At 52.9% G+C, this 17547-nt stretch carries 16 protein-coding genes; 12 read left to right on the forward strand and 4 right to left on the reverse strand.

Translation table 11 applies throughout. The features are described from left to right. Positions 1 to 154: 154 nt before the first annotated feature. The 12 genes from Q0418_RS01635 (at position 155) to Q0418_RS01690 (ending at position 13365) form a co-directional block, all read left to right on the forward strand. Positions 155 to 664 carry a hypothetical protein gene (locus Q0418_RS01635; RefSeq protein WP_298481803.1) on the forward strand — a complete coding sequence of 170 codons (510 nt, stop codon included), beginning with the start codon at positions 155 to 157 and terminating at the stop codon, positions 662 to 664. Beyond that, complete coding sequence (locus Q0418_RS01640) at positions 661 to 1773, forward strand: glycosyltransferase family 4 protein (RefSeq protein ID WP_298481804.1); 1113 nt, start codon at positions 661 to 663, stop codon at positions 1771 to 1773. The genes Q0418_RS01635 and Q0418_RS01640 overlap by 4 nt, the downstream gene beginning before the upstream one ends. 80 nt (positions 1774 to 1853) lie before the next feature. Next, the gene (locus Q0418_RS01645; protein WP_298481805.1) at positions 1854 to 3041 is read left to right on the forward strand and encodes a glycosyltransferase family 4 protein; all 1188 of its coding nucleotides are present in this window, start codon (positions 1854 to 1856) and stop codon (positions 3039 to 3041) included. Positions 3042 to 3045: 4 nt separating this feature from the next. Next, on the forward strand, positions 3046 to 4230 hold the full coding sequence (locus Q0418_RS01650; RefSeq protein ID WP_298481806.1) for a glycosyltransferase family 4 protein: 1185 nt from the start codon (positions 3046 to 3048) through the stop codon (positions 4228 to 4230). A gap of 255 nt (positions 4231 to 4485) precedes the next feature. Next, a complete protein-coding gene (locus Q0418_RS01655; RefSeq protein ID WP_298481807.1) occupies positions 4486 to 6984 on the forward strand; it encodes a hypothetical protein in 2499 nt (832 codons plus the stop codon). 26 nt (positions 6985 to 7010) lie between these two features. Further along, positions 7011 to 7982 (forward strand): glycosyltransferase family 2 protein, encoded by a 972-nt coding sequence (locus tag Q0418_RS01660; protein ID WP_298481808.1) that lies wholly within the window; start codon positions 7011 to 7013, stop codon positions 7980 to 7982. Between the two features lie 252 nt (positions 7983 to 8234). Continuing rightward, complete coding sequence (locus tag Q0418_RS01665; RefSeq protein ID WP_298481809.1) at positions 8235 to 8534, forward strand: hypothetical protein; 300 nt, start codon at positions 8235 to 8237, stop codon at positions 8532 to 8534. Next, entirely contained in the window at positions 8531 to 9475 is a 945-nt protein-coding gene (locus Q0418_RS01670; protein ID WP_298481810.1) for a D-2-hydroxyacid dehydrogenase, read from the forward strand. The genes Q0418_RS01665 and Q0418_RS01670 overlap by 4 nt, the downstream gene beginning before the upstream one ends. Positions 9476 to 9577: 102 nt before the next feature. After that, positions 9578 to 10369, forward strand: a complete 792-nt coding sequence (gene proB / locus Q0418_RS01675; protein WP_298481811.1) for a glutamate 5-kinase — start codon at positions 9578 to 9580, stop codon at positions 10367 to 10369. A 13-nt stretch (positions 10370 to 10382) separates the two neighbouring features. Then, positions 10383 to 10931: a Uma2 family endonuclease gene (locus tag Q0418_RS01680; RefSeq protein ID WP_298481812.1), complete on the forward strand. Its 549-nt coding sequence runs from the start codon at positions 10383 to 10385 to the stop codon at positions 10929 to 10931. A gap of 188 nt (positions 10932 to 11119) precedes the next feature. Continuing rightward, the gene (locus Q0418_RS01685) at positions 11120 to 12382 is read left to right on the forward strand and encodes a glutamate-5-semialdehyde dehydrogenase (RefSeq protein ID WP_298481813.1); all 1263 of its coding nucleotides are present in this window, start codon (positions 11120 to 11122) and stop codon (positions 12380 to 12382) included. Positions 12383 to 12585: 203 nt separating this feature from the next. Beyond that, a complete protein-coding gene (locus Q0418_RS01690) occupies positions 12586 to 13365 on the forward strand; it encodes a hypothetical protein (RefSeq protein ID WP_298481814.1) in 780 nt (259 codons plus the stop codon). 272 nt (positions 13366 to 13637) lie between these two features. Here Q0418_RS01690 and Q0418_RS01695 read toward each other — a convergent pair whose 3' ends face one another. The 4 genes from Q0418_RS01695 to Q0418_RS01710 are packed head-to-tail and all read right to left on the reverse strand — an operon-like array spanning position 13638 to position 17516. After that, a complete protein-coding gene (locus Q0418_RS01695; protein ID WP_367276207.1) occupies positions 13638 to 14861 on the reverse strand; it encodes a U32 family peptidase in 1224 nt (407 codons plus the stop codon). Further along, entirely contained in the window at positions 14842 to 16392 is a 1551-nt protein-coding gene (gene mltG / locus Q0418_RS01700) for an endolytic transglycosylase MltG (protein ID WP_298481815.1), read from the reverse strand. Before mltG ends, Q0418_RS01695 begins: the two co-directional genes overlap by 20 nt. Then, a complete protein-coding gene (locus tag Q0418_RS01705) occupies positions 16385 to 16981 on the reverse strand; it encodes a 5-formyltetrahydrofolate cyclo-ligase (RefSeq protein WP_298481816.1) in 597 nt (198 codons plus the stop codon). Before Q0418_RS01705 ends, mltG begins: the two co-directional genes overlap by 8 nt. Next, positions 16974 to 17516, reverse strand: coding sequence for a DJ-1 family glyoxalase III (locus Q0418_RS01710; protein ID WP_298481817.1), 543 nt, complete (start codon positions 17514 to 17516; stop codon positions 16974 to 16976). The genes Q0418_RS01705 and Q0418_RS01710 overlap by 8 nt, the downstream gene beginning before the upstream one ends. Positions 17517 to 17547: the final 31 nt, after the last annotated feature.

The raw sequence follows: 17547 nt of genomic DNA on the forward strand, positions 1-17547 counted from the left end.
ACGAAAAATCTGACGGCGCATCTGACGCACAATCTTTGTGCGGTATTGCCTAAAGCTGTGATTCCTGTGGGGGCACGTCAAAAAATGGCGGAGATTTTTCAGAGCCTCAAAGAATACCGGAATTATGCATTATACAGAAAGGATTGGAGTTTTTATGGAGAATCAGGCGAATTCGTCCATCAATGTATCAGAGATCATGGAAGGCATTCGTGCAGAGATCAAGGAAAAGGGCTACAGCAGTGAGATGCTGTCCTTTGCCGATGTGCCCGGAGATGCCGACAGTGGAGACTATGCCGAGCGGTTCGATGCGGACATGCTCCACGGCAATGTGCAGTATGTCAATGCAAATCACCGTGTGGATCCCTATCGTCCCCTGTCGGGCAATCCCATTGGCGTCTTTTTCAAGAAAGTCATCCGCAAGCTGGTCAGCTTCTATGTGGAACCCTATGCCGCAGAGCAGAGCAGCCTGAATGCCAACATTGCCCAGGCGCAGTCTCAGGTAGAACTGTATATCCGGGAGTCCCGGATGCATAGCACAAAGGCATTGCTGGAACGGATCGAAGCACTGGAATTGCAGCAGAAGAACTCCAGAATTGCCATGGAACAGATGCAGGCGCAGATCGCACAGCTTCAGGCGAAGCTGGAGCAGGAGGGTACGCGATGAAGGTAATCCAGCTGCTGCCCACCATGGGCATGGGGGATGCCATTGGGAATGATGTACTGGCGCTGTCCAGGGTGCTCCGGGACATGGGGTTTCAGACCGGGATCTATGCGGAAACTGTTGACCGCCGTCTGCCGGAGGGCACAGCCCAGACCGTAGACAAAATGCCCAGGCTCTCTGGGGAGGATGTGATCCTCTATCACAAATCCACGGGAACAGATCTGAGCTTTTCTCTGGAACAGTACGCCTGCCGGAAACTGATGATCTTCCACAATATCACGCCGCCCCGGTATTTTAAGGGGTATAATGACACTCTGACGGAGATTTCCGAGTACGGAATGCGCGGACTGTGTCATCTGGCGGACAAGGTGGACTACTGCATGGCGGATTCCGCCTATAATGCGTCAGTGCTCCGGGAATTGAACTACCGCTGTCCCATTGTGGTGCGGCCCATTCTCATTCCCTTTTCGGATTATGCCAAGGCACCTGACCCGGAAGTCATGGCGCACTATGAGAATGACGGCTATACGAACTTTGTCTTTGTGGGCAGAATTGCACCCAATAAGAAGCAGGAGGATGTCATCCGGGCATTTTACTGCTATAAAAAATATTGCAATCCCAAGTCCCGGCTGTTCCTGGTGGGTTCCTATACAGGCATGGAACGGTATTATCACCGCCTGCGCCGCTATGTAGGTGCCCTGGAACTGGACAACGTGGTGTTCACCGGGCATATTCCCTTTGCACAGATTCTGGCGTATTACCATCTGGCAGATCTGTTCTTATGCATGAGCGAGCATGAGGGATTCTGTGTGCCTCTGGTGGAGGCGATGTACTTCGGAATCCCCATTCTGGCGTATGATTCGTCAGCTATTTCCGATACTTTGGGCGGCAGCGGTGTGCTGCTCCAGAGCAATGACCCTATGGAGGCAGCCCTTATGGCTGACCGGGTCATCCGGGATCCGGATCTGCGCCGGGAAATCGTGGCAGGACAGCGCAGACGTCAGCAGGACTTTGCCTATGGGGAGATCCGGAAGCTGTTTGAACAGCAGATCCGGGAGTTCCTGGAAAAGGTGCCGCCGTGTGCGAAGAAGAAGTCCAGACGGAGAAAGTGAGTTTGAATGGAATGTCTAATGCATAATGCATAATGCATTAGACATGAAATAAGTCCATGCAATCAGGGGAGTTTTGAAACATGCGAAAAATCGGATTTGTCATTCCGTGGTACGGAGAAAATATTCCCGGCGGTGCAGAGATGGAACTGCGTGAGGTTGCGACCCATCTCCAGCAGGCAGGCATGGAGGTGGAGATCCTCACCACATGCGTCAAGGAATTCACGGCGGACTGGAATGAGAACTACTATGCCGCCGGCACTGCCGTGGTGGATGATATTGTGGTGCGTCGGTTTCCCGTGCGCCGCCGGGATGTGGCTGCCTTCGACCGGGTGAACCGGAAACTGATGCAGGGACAGCATATTTCACTTCAGGAGGAACAGACCTTTGTGGAGGAAATGGTCAACAGTCCCCAGCTGTATGAATACCTGGCAGATGCCTCGGAGGAATATTCCCTCTATGTGTTCATCCCTTATATGTTCGGAACGACCTATTACGGGATGCAGGTCTGCCCGGAAAAGTCCGTGCTCATTCCATGCTTTCACGATGAAGCCTATGTATACCTGCGGCTGTTCCGCCAGGCATATGTGCAGGCACGGGGCATGATCTACAACGCCATGCCGGAAATGGAGCTTGCGGGACGGGTGTATGATTTCTCATCCACAGAGCAGATCTGCATGGGTATTGGCATGAACACGGATATTCATCCGGATGCCGAGGCGTTCCGCCAGGCGTACCACATTGAAAAGCCCTTTTTACTCTACGCAGGGCGGAAGGATACGGGAAAAAATGTCCATACGCTGCTGCGTTATTTTGCGGAATACAAGCGGCGGCAGGAGAGTGACCTGCAGCTGGTGCTCATCGGCGGCGGACAGATCGAGATCCCGGCATCGGTGCAGGAGGATGTCTATGACCTGGGCTTTGTGACCACCCAGGAGAAATATAACGCCATGGCGGCGGCGGAATTACTCTGCCAGCCGTCCCATAACGAGAGCTTTTCTCTGGTCATTATGGAGAGCTGGCTCTGCGGCAGACCGGTGCTGGTGCATTCCAAATGTGCTGTCACACGGGATTTTGCCAAGCGTTCCAACGGCGGTCTGTATTTCCGGGATTACTTCGAGTTCGAGGGCTGTGTGCAGTACATACTGTCCCACCCGGAACAGGCGGCGCAGATGGGTGCAAACGGCGGTCAGTTCGTCAGAGATAACTTTGACTGGTCGGTGATCGTGGAAAAATACAAGGCTTTTTTCGAAAAGCTGACAGAGGAGTGAAAACATGAAACGGATTGCGATCGTCAATCAGCGGTATGGTCTGGAGGTCAACGGCGGTTCGGAATATTACGCACGGCTCATTGCGGAACGTCTGGCAAACCGCTATGAGGTGGAGGTGCTGACCACAAAGGCAGTGGACTACACCACCTGGAAGGACTGGTATGCCCGTGATGTGGAGACCATCCACGGTGTTACCGTGCGGCGATTTCCGGTGGAGCGTCTCCGTGCCCGGGATTTCAACAGCTACAATGAAGCATATTTGCAGGAGCTTTCCCAGGGACAGCGCAGTCTGGCAAAGGAACGCACCTGGTTCGAGAAACAGGGGCCCTATTCCCCGGCGTGCATCCGCTATATCCGGAAGCACAAGGACGATTATGATGTATTTATTTTCGTGACATATCTCTATTACCTGACAGTTATGGGACTGCCGGAGGTAGCGGACAAGGCAATCTTCATCCCCACCGCCCATGAGGAACCCTATCTCCATTTTCTCACTTACGAGAACTTGTTTACAAAACCCAAGGCATTTGTATTCCTGACGGATGAGGAGCGAAAGCTAGTGCGGCGGCAGTTCCCGAAAACGGAGCCCATTCCCTGCGATGTCATGGGTACCGGTGTGGATATTCCCTGCGATCCCGATCCGGCGCAATTCCGGCGGCAGTATGGGATTACCGATCCCTATCTCATTTATGTGGGACGCATTGACGAGGGGAAAGATTGCCCCATGCTGTTCCGGTATTTCATGGAATATAAGAAACGCTGCGGCGGTGATCTGAAGCTGGTGCTTTTGGGTAAGGCGGTGTGCCGGATTCCGAAGCATCCGGATATCATTTCTCTGGGTTTTGTGCCGGAGGAGGACAAGTTCCACGGCATTGCCGGGGCAAAGGCACTGGTGCTGCCGTCGAAGTTTGAGAGCTTGTCCATTTCCGTGCTGGAGGCAATGTCTCTGTCTGTGCCGGTGTTGGTGAACGGTGCCTGTGCGGTATTGAAAGGACACTGCACCAAGAGCAACGGCGGGTTGTTCTATACAAATTACTTTGAATTTGAGGGTGCAGTGCAGTATCTGCTGCACCATCCGGTGGAATATATGCAGATGTGTGCCAATGCACGGGCGTATATTACCCGGAATTATGACTGGGACGTGATCATGCAGAAGTTTTCAGCAGTGATCGAGAGCGTGGGGAAGTAAAAGTGACAGCTTTTTCGAGACGGGGCGAACAAGACCGCCCCGCCTTGTGAAACCACTTGAAAAAGTAAAGCCTTGCAAACGTCCCGGTGGGACGTTTGCAACGAAAAACCGTATAATTTATCCTATTAACATTTGTATATCATTACTATGACGGCGGGAGCAAGCCCCCGCCCTACGTATTGCAATCTTATCCATATTGTGATTACTGCGTTCCGACTGTCTGGGGCTTTCAAAATAAGGAGGAATTGATACAGAATGAATCTATTTTCTGGGGTGGTATTGCTGGGCGTCATCCTTGCAGTACTGACTGTGGGTATTTGGTGGAAAAAAGGCAACGTACTGGAAATCCTGGTGCTGGGCGTGGTCTACTGGTTCTGCGCCTGGATCGTTGCCGGCATGGGACTTTTTGTACTGGACGAATTCCGGCTGTTCCGATGTGCCTGCGCCACGGCGGGTCTGATTTTCCTGACGGGTATCGGTGCAGTGCTGGTGCGCCGGAAACGGGATGCCATACCCTGGCGGGAGCTGGTACAGACCTCGTGGGATATCAGACCCCATTGGATCCCCATCCTGGTGTGCTGCTGCGGTGCGGTGCTCATTGCCGTAAAGCACGGCTTCTTCGGCATGGGACAGGATGAGGGCGTGTATCAGACTGTGGCAATCAATTTCATGAACGGAATCACCGACCGACAGCAGGATTTTGCGGAATATCACCTGCTGTCCGGCGAACAGCGAAGCGCTTTTACAGAGAGCATACGCCATCGGCTCATTGGCTATGATATCGGTCCTCACGAATATCCGCCTACAGTTTATGATATTGATGTGAGCCCGGTTTCGGGTATTTACCACGGCATTCCCACCTTTGCCTCCATCCTTGCCATGTGGGGAACCATCTTCGGCATGGCACAGATGCAGGGCGTGCAGACGTTGTTCTATTTCTGTACTATTTTCCTGGTGTTCTTCACCTGCCGGAATCTGAAGCTGCGTTCCTGCACCAGCCTGTTGGCATGTGCAGTCACAGCGGCTTCACCTATCGTTGTCTGGGTGGCGAAATCCGCCCTGACAGAGGGGTTTCTCGGGGTGATTATGGCACTGTTCCTCTACTTTCTTACGGATCAGGAGCACCCGGAGCGGCAGTGGATGTCCATTCTCCCAGTGGCAGTGTTCGGCTGTTTCCACGTGTCCATTTACACCATGATCCCCATGTTCGTGGTGCTTTATGGCGGCATGTACTGGTTCACACGCCGCAAGTGCTTTGCTGTGCTCATGCCGGTGACGGTGCTAGGCTATCTGGTGAGCTTTTTCGCCATGCGCCACGTCCAGCCGTTCTACACCATGAATAACTACAGCCCCATTTTCGGGATTGGTATTACCCAGAAGGAGCTGCCCTGGTTTGTACCGCTGGTATGCGCAGTGGCACTGGTGTTCTGTGGTATCTATATCTGGGCAGTCCACCGGTTTGTACACCGGAAATATGCTCACCTGTCGCCGGAAGGCTATCTGGAACGCTTCCGCAGTACGAAAACAGGCTTTTTTCTGGTAGAGGTACTTCTGGTACCGTTGGTACTGTATATTCTGCTGAAATGTCTGACAGCGGACAGTCCCCTGGCGGCATTCCGTGGGACGGCGTTCTGGGGATATGTCTGCAATACCGGGTTCTTCCTGCTGGCGGCAGCGTGGATCCTGGGCGTGCTGCGACCCCGGTTCTATCTGGAATCGCCGCAGCGACTCGTCGTCCTTGTGACGGCATTCTATTGCGTGCTGTTCTATGCGGCGTTCCTGCGATTTGAGGTACAGTATTTCTACTACTACGGACGGTATCTGGCACCGTTTATTCCGGTGGCGGCACTGTTCGGTGCAATGACCATTGACCGCCTCCGTGCCCGGGTAACTCTGCCGGTTATGGCGGCAGGTCTTGTGGCAGTGGCACCATATGATTGTTTCCTTGCAGTCATGAAGGATGATACCCGTCTGGAATGGGATGTGCTGGAGGAAACTGCGGCGAAGATCACCTCGGAGGACTGCGTTATCGTGGACAGCGACGCCATGTGGACACTGTATCTGCCCTTGCGTGCCATGACTGGTGCGGCGGCATATCCTGTGCTGGGAGACGATTTTGCGGCACAGGCAGAGGAACTGTCCCAGACCTATGATACGGTTTACTATATCGGCAAGGGAGAATGGACAGAAGTCTTTGACGATCAGTTCCAGCTGGTATATTCCAACGATGTGACCCAGTATAACGACGACAATGTCAGCGGCAGAGGACGTATTTCACCCTTGCCTCTGGAATATCAGATCACAGGGGATACGGTGACCATGTACCGCTATTTGTCGGAACGGCTGGAATATCCGGCGGAAGAATGCGCCGCAGAGGAATACCGCGGTTTTGGTTTCCTGGAACAGGATTTCTGCTGGTCGAATACAGAGGATGCGGCAGTGCGCTGTCAGCTGTCCTCGGAGGATTATACGCTGACCATCACCATGGGCTGCCTGATGCCGCTGGAGGCATTGGAACTGGAGTCCTATTCTGTGACGGTGCAGATCAACGGAGAAACGGCGGGTACAGTGACAGTGGACGAAAGCAACAACGGCAATTCCCTCTCTCTGGACATCCCGGCGGAGCTGGTACAAGACGGACAGAATATTGTCACACTGCAATGTGATCTGTGGAAAGCAGAACGGGTTGCCGCCGGAGATGCCCGGGTACTGGGTTTCCCGTTGGAATCCCTGGTATTTACACCCATGACATAACTGCAAAGGAAAGGAATTGTGTAATTATGAAGCTGATCATTCAAATTCCCTGCTATAACGAGGAAGAGACACTGGAACTGGCATACAATGACCTGCCAAGGCACATTGACGGCATTGATACCATCGAATACCTGATCATCAACGACGGCAGCAAGGACAAGACGGTGCAGAAAGCCCGGGAACTGGGATTCCATCACATTGTCTCTTTCCGCCGGAACAAGGGTTTGGCACGGGGCTTTATGGCTGGTCTGGATGCCTGTCTGCGGCTGGGTGCGGATATTATCGTGAACACCGATGCAGACAATCAGTACTGCGGTGAGGATATCGAAAAGCTGGTGCGTCCCATTCTGGAGAAAAAGGCTGATATGGTCATCGGTGAGCGACCCATTGACGAGACAGAGCATTTTTCCTGGAAAAAGAAGAAGTTCCAGCATTTGGGCAGCTGGGTAGTGCGTGTGGCATCCCATACTGACGTGCCCGATGCCCCCAGCGGATTCCGTGCCTATTCCCGGGAAACTGCCATGCGTATGAACGTGGTCAACGAGTATACTTACACCCTGGAAACCATCATTCAGGCAGGGCGGAGCAAAATGGCAGTGGCATCTGTACCCATCCGCACCAACCCGGAGACACGTCCGTCCCGGCTGTTCTCTAGCATGTGGCGGTATATGAAGCGTTCCGCTTCGGTCATCATCCGTTCTGTGGCGATGTACCGTCCTCTGCAATTTTTCTGCACCATTGGTGCGATACTGTTTGTGTTGGGATTGGCTGTTGGCATCCGGTTCCTGGTGTATTTCTTTATGGGAACCGGCGGCGGTCATATCCAGTCCCTCATTCTGGCGGCAGTGCTGCTCATGATCGGGTTCCAGACCATTACGCTGGGACTTCTGGGGGATACTATCTCAGCAAACCGGAGACTTCTGGAAGATGTGCAGTATCATGTGCGTAAAATGGACTATGATGGAAATCCGGAAGAAAAGACACCGGATGATGAATAAACATTGTGTGGGTGAAAATTCACATGTAGGGGCGGCTATTAGCCGCCCGTTTTGATATGCCGTACATTTTCTGTAGGGACACGAGGTGCCGTGTCCTTCCATGTACGAAAACGATTCCATGAATCACATCTCACGGCGAAAGCGTGATTTTCTCTGACAAAACCATTGCAAAGCCCTGAAGAATATGGTATAATAAAAACGTATATCATCCGGACAGCAGTATGCCGGATGGAAGAAAGGGAGTATTTTATTATGGACGCAAGTACATTTCCGATCTCATTTACCTACCACCTGATTTTCTGTATCGTTGCAGGTTTATTTTTCCTGATACAGTTCATCCGTCTGCGGCGACCGTATCAGCTGATCTTGGCAGTTGCCATTCCGGCATCTTTGCTGATCTATGTGGGCGATCCTTCCAACAAGACATGGTTCCACACTGTGGGCATGTTTGAAGTGGTGCTACTCCTGGGAGCTGTGGTATTTTCCATTGTCGAACGTGCCAGAACTAAGAAGCTGGAAAAACAGCAGGATAATGACGGAGAAACCGCATGAAGATCGTGATTACAGACGGGGCAACGCTTTCCGGCGGCGGTGTTTCACTGGAACGGTTCTCCAGATATGGAGAGGTCTGTGCCTATGACCTGACTGCACCAAAACAGCTTGCAGAACGCCTGGCAGATGCCGAAGTGCTGCTCTGCAATAAGACCCCAGTTCCGGCAGAAATTTTCGACAAGTGTCCGAAGCTGCGCTATATCGGCGAGTGTGCTACGGGCTATAACAACATTGACATTGCAGCGGCAAAGGCGCACGGTGTCACCGTCTGCAATGCCGGCGTATATTCCACAAATGCCGTGGCACAGCACACCTTTGCTCTCATACTCCATCACTACAGCTGTGTGGCAGCGTATGATGCAGCTGTCCGGGATGGTGTATGGAAACGGGCAAAGACCTTTTCTGTGATGCCCTATCCCATGGAGGAACTTTCTGGAAAAATCCTGGCGGTCGTGGGACTCGGCAGTATCGGGCGGAAAGTCGCCGCCATTGGTGCTGCTTTTGGTATGCATGTCATTGCCGCTACCCGGACAACGCCCCGGGATTGTCCCTATGATCTGGTTTCAGTAGACGAAGCTTTCGCCCGGGCGGATGTGCTGACACTGCACACACCTCTGACGGAACAAACTGCCCATATGGTAAACCGAAGACGGCTGGAGACCATGAAACCCACTGCACTGCTAGTCAACACGGCACGGGGCGGACTCATCAACGAGGATGACCTGGCGTGGGCGCTGCAAAATGGCATGATTGCCGGGGCAGCACTGGATGTGCTGACGGAAGAACCCATGGGGGATACGCCTTTGTATGGGCTGGAGAATTGCACCATAACACCTCACGTTGCCTGGACACCTCTGGAGACAAGACAGCGGCTGCTGTCCATTGTGGAGGACAATCTGCGCCTGTATCTGGCTGGCACGCCGCAGAATGTGATTTGTTGAGGGTCGGTAGATTTTGTTTGTCGAATTATTTTTGGCTTATTTGATAAGGATGATTTATAAACAAGAATCTACCTAGTATACCAATATAGGAGAAGTAGAAAAATGATCGATGTTTCCAAGAAAAAGCGGATCGTGCTCAAGCTGGGCACATCCACGCTGACCCATAAAACCGGAAAGCTGAACATCCGCCGCATGACCAATCTAGTGCGGATCCTGTCAGATCTGCACAATGCCGGGAAAGAACTGCTCATTGTCTCCTCCGGCGCTGTGGGCATGGGCGTGGGAAAGCTGAACCTGCCGGAGCGTCCCAAGGACACACCGTCCAAACAGGCGGCTGCGGCAGTGGGACAGTGCGAGCTGATGCACATCTATGACGATATGTTCGCCAAATACGGCGTGACGGTGGCGCAGATCCTGCTGACAAAGACCACGCTCACAAATGGTCGTCTGCCCCATGTACAGAACACCATCCACCGGCTGCTGGAGCTGGGCGTGATTCCCATCGTCAACGAGAACGACACGGTTTCCATTGATGAGCTGGAACTGGAGATCGGGGAAAATGATTCCCTCGCTGCACAGCTGGCAGTGGCAGTGGATGCAGATCTGCTGGTGATCCTGTCGGATATCAACGGGCTGTACTCCGCCGATCCCCGGAAGTATGAGGATGCAGAGGTTATTCGTGTGGTGGAAAAAATCGACGAGCGCATTGTCCAGATGGCAGGCGGCGCAGGGACATCCTTCGGTACCGGCGGCATGACCACCAAGATCAATGCGGCAAAGATCGCCACGGAAAACGGCGTGGATATGGTCATTATGAACGGCAGAGACCCGGAGCAGCTGTATGGGCTGTTTGACGGGGAACCGGTGGGAACGCATTTTCTGGCACAGGGGTAAAGGAGGAGTCGCCATGGGCAGTACAGCAAAGGATAACCGGCGTTATACAGTGGAAGAATATTATATCATGATGCAGGACACGGAACAGCTTGCAGAACTGCTGAATGGTGAGATTGTGGCTATGGCATCTCCCAGTATTGCCCACCAGCGGATTACTCGGAGCCTGACAACGGAAATCGACAATTATCTGCGCCGCCATCACGGCAAATGCGAGGTGTTTTCGGCACCTACGGATGTCATGCTGGATGAGCATAACTTAGTGATTCCCGATGTATTTGTTGCCTGCCATCCGGAGCGGTTTGATCGTCAGAAATACAATGGTGCGCCGGATTTTGTAGCAGAAGTGGTATCCTCCAACCGCAGCGATGATTATATCAAAAAGCTGTATCTGTATCAGACATCCGGTGTGCGGGAGTATTGGATTATTGACCCGAAAAGCCGGAAAACGTTGGTGTATTATTTCGAGGAAAGCCTTTCCCCGACCATTTATCCCTTTGATGTGCCAATTCCGGTGGGAATCTATCAGAACGCAGAGGAGCCGCTTGAGATCATGATCTCATAATGAAACAGCAGTGATATTGCTGTATGACATAGACAAACCATGTAGGGGCGGATATCATCCGCCCGTATTTTCCGTCACGGCATACCTGCGGTATCCCGATATCTGACTATATTTTCCGTCACGGCATACCTGCGGGCGGCTGATAGCCGCCCCTACAATGCCGTTATGCAACTGAAAGGAGATTACTTATGAACTACGCAGAAACCCTGGGCATCCGTGCCAAGGCAGTGGAATCCGCCATTGCCACCGCCGCACCTCAGGTGAAAAACCAGGCGCTTGCCGCCATTGCAGATGCACTGCTTGCCCGACAGGACGAAATTCTGGAAGCAAATGCAAAAGACTTAGCCGCCGCACAGGCGAATAATATGACAGTATCCTTGCAGGATCGTCTCCGCCTGACACCGGCACGGATCTCCGGCATGGCAGACGCTGCCCGTCAGCTCATTGCCGCAGAGGACCCCATTGGTTCCGTAGATAGCGGCTCTGTCCGTCCCAACGGCTTGCAGATTCTGAAAACACGTGTGCCTCTGGGCGTCATCGGTATTATTTTCGAATCCCGTCCCAATGTCACCGTGGATGCGGCGACCCTCTGCCTGAAAGCCGGGAATGTGGTAATTCTCCGTGGCGGCAAGGAGGCAATCCACTCCAACACAGCCCTTGCCAATATCATGCGGCAGGCAGTGGAAACCGTGGGACTGCCAGGGGATATTATTCAGCTGGTGGAGGATACATCCCGGGAAACTGCCGCAGATATGATGCACCTGACAGGCTATCTGGATGTACTCATTCCCCGTGGCGGTGCCGGTCTGATTCAGGCAGTACTGCGCCAGTCCACTGTGCCGGTCATTGAAACAGGTGCCGGAAACTGCCATGTGTATGTGGACAAATGTCTCCACGGCGAGGCGGATTATGACATGGCGGTGCGCATTATTGACAATGCAAAGACCCAGCGCCCGTCTGTGTGCAATGCCATTGAGGGACTGGTTGTCCACAAGGATGTAGCTGGGGAGATTTTGCCCCGTGTGCAGGCGGCATTTGCAGCCCATGATGTGACCATTTACGGCGATGAAGCCACCCGGGAAATTCTCGGCGCAGATATCGAACCGGCAACGGACGAATTGTACGACACGGAGTTCAACGACTATAAGATTACAGTCAAGGTCGTGGACAGCATGGACGAAGCCATGGCGCATATTGCAAAATACAGCACGAAGCATTCCGAGTGCATCATTACCCGTGACCTGGATGCTGCCCAGAAGTTCCAGCGCACTGTGGATGCAGCGGTGGTCTATGTCAATGCGTCCACCCGGTTCACCGACGGCGGCGAGTTCGGCTATGGTGCAGAGATCGGCATCTCCACCCAGAAGCTTCACGCAAGAGGTCCTATGGGACTTCATGAGCTGACTACAGTGAAATATCTGGTCAGCGGCAACGGACAGATTCGGGAATAAAGGCAACACCGCACAAAGAGCGCCTGGCGGCTTTGCATGTCATATGCTTGCATCTTTTTCGTCATATTTCACAAAAATGCTCGTGAATACACAAAGTATTCACTGCGCTTTTTGTTTCATCTGACGAAAAATCTGACGGCGCATCTGACGCGCAATCTTTGTGCGGTATTGCCTAAACTGGCGAAAGGAAAAGAGGATTTTTCATGCTCAGTATTATCTGTGCCATCGTTTGCATGATTTTAATCATTCTGGACATCTGCGGCAAACTGCATCTGGAGAAAACCAAGCCGCAGGTACTGTTGAACCTGTTCAGCCTGCTTGGTGCGGCAACGCCCGTTGCGGCAAATGCATGTTCCAGTTGTATCACCGATCTGCTGGGGACAACAACTCTGGAAGAGATGACGGAAACGGCAGACTGGCTGGAATTGCTCCTGACCCAGGGAGTCCCGGACTGGATCATCGTGATTGCTGGTACAGTCTGTGTGCTGGCGTGGGTTTATACGCTGGTGCGGACTGCTACTGGCACAAAAATCATCTCGTCCCAGGAATCCCCGGTGCTGGCTGCAAAGCGGAATCTGATCGTGGCATGGATCTCCCTGCCATTCTTCCTGCTGATGCTGGTGGCAGGCGTGATCTATCTGGTGGTGGTGCTCAGCTTAGTGGGCATGTATCTTTTGACGGTTCTGATTTGCACGCTGATTTTTCCGCCGATGCTGATTATCGGGGCGGTGGTGGTGGCAATTACTTCCATTGAACTACTGTTGCCCCTGCTGCCCATTCTTGGAGCACTGCTGATTCCATACATCACGGGAGTATTCTATGGAAATCGGTATCTCATTGCCTGTGCTGTTTGTTTCGGCTGGAAAAAACCGCTGCGTATCTTTTTGCAGGTACTGTTGTTCCTGCCCTGGATACGGTGGATCGTGGTCTGCTGCTGCATGGGGAAGATGCAGAAATATTGCAGAATCACAGGTCAATCATAATTTTGATTTTCTGAATTTGCAAAAAACACCCTTCGAAACAATTTTGCTTCGAAGGGTGTGATTTTTATGTTGAGGCAACACCGTACAGAGAGCACCTGACGGCTTTGCATGTCATGTGCTTGCATGCTTTCCGTCATATTCACAAAAATGCTCGTGAATACACAAAGTATTCACTGTGATTTTTGTTCCATCTGACGAAAAATCTGACAAAGTTTATGCTCGTAGAGTACATCTGACGCACGATCTTTGTGCGGTATTGCCTTGAATTGTTTTTATGAAACCGGTTTGCGCACCACACTTCTTGCGGGAAACGCCTTTTCACAGGCAATGGAGCAATCCATCATGGCATGATTTGCGGTTTCAATGCTTTCACCGTCACCGTTCTGCAAACCTTCTGCCGCCACTGTCACAGGCGGCTGTCCCGGTGCGAGAATTTCCAGGGTATCCCCGGCAAAGAAACGGTTCCGCTGGGTCAGATACAGCCGCCCGTCACGCCATTCCTGCACCACAGCTACCACATCGCAGTTGCGCACATAGCTGCTGCTCTCATAGCGCTGATTGGCGTTTTCTCTGCCGTAGAAAAATCCCGTGCAGTATTCCCGATGGCTGACCTGTACCACTTCATCCAGTGCCCATTGGGGTGCAGGCTGTCCGGACAGTACCGCATCCAGCGCCCCACGATAGGCGTTCGTCACAATTGCCACGTAATATGCCGATTTGTTGCGTCCTTCGATTTTCAGGCTGTCCACGCCGGCATCCAGCAGATCCTGCAAATGATTGATCATGCACAAGTCCTTGGCGTTGAAAATATAGGTGCCCTCGTCCGTTTCCTCTACGGGAAAATACTGTCCCGGCCGGGTGGATTCCATGAGGTGATAGTTCCAGCGGCAGGGCTGGGCGCAGGCACCGCGGTTGGCATCCCGTCCCGTGAGATACGCTGACAGGAGACACCGTCCGGAAAAGGACATGCACATGGCGCCGTGGACAAAGCTCTCCAACTCCATATCCGCTGGAATTTTCGCCCGGATCGCAGCAATTTCCTCCAGGGACAGCTCCCGTGCCAGCACAGCACGCTTGACACCCATGTCGTACAGTGCCTGGCAGGATGCATAATTCACAATGCCGGTCTGGGTAGACATGTGTATCTCCATGTCCGGCGCAAGCTTCCGTGCCATTGCCAGAAGTCCCAGGTCTGCCAGAATCAGCGCATCTGCTCCGGCATCTACCGCCTCCTGCAAAAACTGCGGAAAAGTGGGGATTTCCTCGTTCCGGGGCAGGGTATTGCAGGTCAGATATACCTTTTTGCCGTATCGGTGCGCCAGCGCCACAGCCTCCCGGAGCTGCTCCGCACTGTGGAAATTGCTTGCCGCCGCACGCATACTGAAACTTTCCCGTCCCAGATAGACTGCATCTGCACCATAATCCAGCGCCGCCTGTAACCGTTCCAAGTCGCCTGCCGGCGCCAGAAGTTCCGGTTTATTCCTCTGCATTGCCATCCCCAGCATCCTCCGTTTCTGTCGCAGCTTCGGCGGCTGCCGCTGCTGCCTCCTGCTGTTCCTTTACCTTTTGCTGGTTTGCGTCATGCTCTTCCAGCGTCTCCGCAAAGAATGTTTCCTTGGTGTCAATGTTGGAGTAGAAGTAGTAATAGCTGGTGTTTGCCGGATAGAGCGCCGCATAAATGGCATCGCTGCCCGGATTGCAGATAGGTCCTGCCGGCAGACCTGTGCAGGTATAAGTATCATAGGAATCATACAGTGCCTGATTATAGGACTGGCTGTGGGGCTTGATGACCTCTTCCACATATTTGGTGGTGGGGTCAGACTGTAACAGGGGATATTCCGAGGCATTGTTCAGACGATTCCAGAATACAGAAGAAATGGTCGCCATCTGTTCTGTATTGCCTGCCTCTGCCTGGATCATGGATGCCAGGGCAATGGTCTCGTCCAGCGTCATGTCCAGTGCCTCCATGCGGTCGTAGTATTCCGGCAGGATCTTGCTGTTGAAATTGCTCAGAATCTTCTGGCACACCAGTTCCACATTCATTTCCTGATAGAATGTGTAGGTATCCGGGAAGAGATAACCCTCCATGTGATAGAATTTCTCGTCCTGGAAGCTGGGGAGGTATTCTTCATAGGAAAAGCCGAACTTGGCATCGTTGTTGAAATAGTCCATGAATTCCTCGGAATCGCAGACATTGTTTTCCTCCAGCAGCTCTGCTGCATCCACCAGCCGGATGCCCTCGGGGAAGGTAATGTTCACAGAAAGGGCACTGTCCAGAGGGTCGCTCACCAGCTCGCTCAAAATGGTCTCATACGCCATATCCGGCCGCAGTTCGTGGTCGCCGGGCTTGATGTCTGTGTCCTTGTCGCTCATGCCGGCAATAAAAACAAAGAAATCCGGCTTTGCAATAATGTCGTTTGCCTCCAGTGTTTCTGCGATCTCATCCATGGATGCCCCCTGGGGAATGGTGACGATCTTAGTGGAACTGTCACTGTTGATGCCCAGCAGATCCTGTCCATAGACGATGAGGAGACTGGACAGCAGTACAGAAACGGCAATGATAACAATGATCATGATCAAAGCGCTGATGCCGCGGTGCTTTTTCCGCTTTTTCCGGGGACGTGCCTCCGGGTTGTTATGTACCGGTTCCGGGCGAAAGGGCTGACTTTCGCCTTCCAGATCGTCATACAGAGGATCGCTGACGGAATAGGGTCTGGACTGTGGTCTCGGATTCCAGCTGTTTTCCGAAAGGGTATCTTCTTTCTGCACCGGGCGTGAAGCAGTAAAAACAGGTTCCGGCTCGTAGGACGATGCCGCAGACGGTTCTGGCTCTGGTTCCGGCGCCTGGGGTTGTTCCTGGGTCGGAAATGCGTGAGAAACAGGTGTTTTCCGTTCCGGCTCCGGTTGGCGTTCCGGCACAAACCGGGGCGGTTCTTCCTTTGGCGTTTCGGCAGATGCCTTCTGAGACGCCGTTTCCCGTAATATTTCATCGAGCAGCTTGTCTCGGTTGTAGTCTTTGTTATCCATTCCATACCTCCAACGGATATTCGGTAGCGATGCCGTCCAGACGCTGGTCTGTCGGTTCCATGGGGACTTCATCTGTTACAAATATTGATGCGGCATAGCCGATCTTCAGCAAAAAGGGATATCTCCCCAGAAAGCGGTCATAATACCCTGCCCCATATCCCAGCCGTCCGCCCATGCGGTCAAAGGCAAGCCCCGGCACAAGGCAAAGGGGATGTGCAGTTTCGTCCGGTGTTACAACAGGCAAATCCTCCGGCGGTTCCAGTACGCCGTATGTACCAGCTTTCAGCTGTGCTGTCATATCTTTGTCCGTACATAATCTGTGAAACTGCATGGTCTTGTCCGGGAGACAGCGGGGCACTGCCACACATTTGCCGTCCGCCAGTGCCTGCCCCAGGATCGCCGTGGTATCCGGTTCCTGGGGCAGGGATACAAAGCAGAACAGCTGTTCACATGTGCTGTAAAGTGAACTGGAGAGAAACTGCTGCGCCATCTGCTGATCCAGCGCCTGTTTTTTTGAGGACGGCAATTCCCGGCGTTTTTGGCGCATAGTCTGCCGCAGCTGCTTTTTGGCAGCGATACGGTCAGTCACAGAGAATTGACGCCCGGATCTGCGCCTGTGTCTCTTTACCCAGCATTGCGCCCACCAGAGTCAGACCGAAGTCCACTGCCACGCCGGCACCTCTTGCGGTAATGATCTTGCCGTCAGTTACCACCCCGGTTGTGCCGATCTCTGCACCGGTCAGATCTTTCTCAAAACCTGTATAGCAAACGGCAGTCTTTCCCTGGAGCAGTCCCTTGTGCCCCAGAATAGACGGTGCAGCACAGATAGCGCCGATCCAACGGTCATTTTCGGCACAGTAATCGATGGCAGCCTGTACTACAGCAGATGCTTCTTCATTCAGCGTACCCGGCATACCGCCCGGCAGCACGATCATTTCCATTGCGGCATCTATGGGCAGTTGGTCTGCCGTAATGTCCGCTGTTACGGGAATGCCGTGGGAACCGGTGACGATCTTCCCGGTAACGCCTACTGTAGTCACATCCAGCTTGGAACGGCGGAGCATATCCACCGGTGCCAGCGCTTCTACTTCTTCAAATCCTTCTGCGAGAAACACATAAATCATAATGATGATCCTTTCTTTTTTTCATTGTAGG

Origin of the sequence: uncultured Ruminococcus sp. (assembly GCF_937915125.1) — a bacterium.
Lineage (GTDB): Bacteria > Bacillota > Clostridia > Oscillospirales > Ruminococcaceae > Ruminococcus_C.

Coding starts and splice junctions, on each gene's coding strand:
- Q0418_RS01640 (WP_298481804.1), top strand. CDS start 661: ATGAAGGTAATCCAGCTGCTGCCCACCATGGGCATGGGGGATGCCATT.
- Q0418_RS01695 (WP_367276207.1), bottom strand. CDS start 14,861: ATGGCAATGCAGAGGAATAAACCGGAACTTCTGGCGCCGGCAGGCGAC.
- Q0418_RS01680 (WP_298481812.1), top strand. CDS start 10,383: ATGGGCAGTACAGCAAAGGATAACCGGCGTTATACAGTGGAAGAATAT.
- Q0418_RS01690 (WP_298481814.1), top strand. CDS start 12,586: ATGCTCAGTATTATCTGTGCCATCGTTTGCATGATTTTAATCATTCTG.
- mltG (WP_298481815.1), bottom strand. CDS start 16,392: ATGGATAACAAAGACTACAACCGAGACAAGCTGCTCGATGAAATATTA.
- Q0418_RS01635 (WP_298481803.1), top strand. CDS start 155: ATGGAGAATCAGGCGAATTCGTCCATCAATGTATCAGAGATCATGGAA.
- proB (WP_298481811.1), top strand. CDS start 9,578: ATGATCGATGTTTCCAAGAAAAAGCGGATCGTGCTCAAGCTGGGCACA.
- Q0418_RS01665 (WP_298481809.1), top strand. CDS start 8,235: ATGGACGCAAGTACATTTCCGATCTCATTTACCTACCACCTGATTTTC.
- Q0418_RS01685 (WP_298481813.1), top strand. CDS start 11,120: ATGAACTACGCAGAAACCCTGGGCATCCGTGCCAAGGCAGTGGAATCC.
- Q0418_RS01645 (WP_298481805.1), top strand. CDS start 1,854: ATGCGAAAAATCGGATTTGTCATTCCGTGGTACGGAGAAAATATTCCC.
- Q0418_RS01660 (WP_298481808.1), top strand. CDS start 7,011: ATGAAGCTGATCATTCAAATTCCCTGCTATAACGAGGAAGAGACACTG.
- Q0418_RS01650 (WP_298481806.1), top strand. CDS start 3,046: ATGAAACGGATTGCGATCGTCAATCAGCGGTATGGTCTGGAGGTCAAC.
- Q0418_RS01710 (WP_298481817.1), bottom strand. CDS start 17,516: ATGATTTATGTGTTTCTCGCAGAAGGATTTGAAGAAGTAGAAGCGCTG.
- Q0418_RS01655 (WP_298481807.1), top strand. CDS start 4,486: ATGAATCTATTTTCTGGGGTGGTATTGCTGGGCGTCATCCTTGCAGTA.
- Q0418_RS01670 (WP_298481810.1), top strand. CDS start 8,531: ATGAAGATCGTGATTACAGACGGGGCAACGCTTTCCGGCGGCGGTGTT.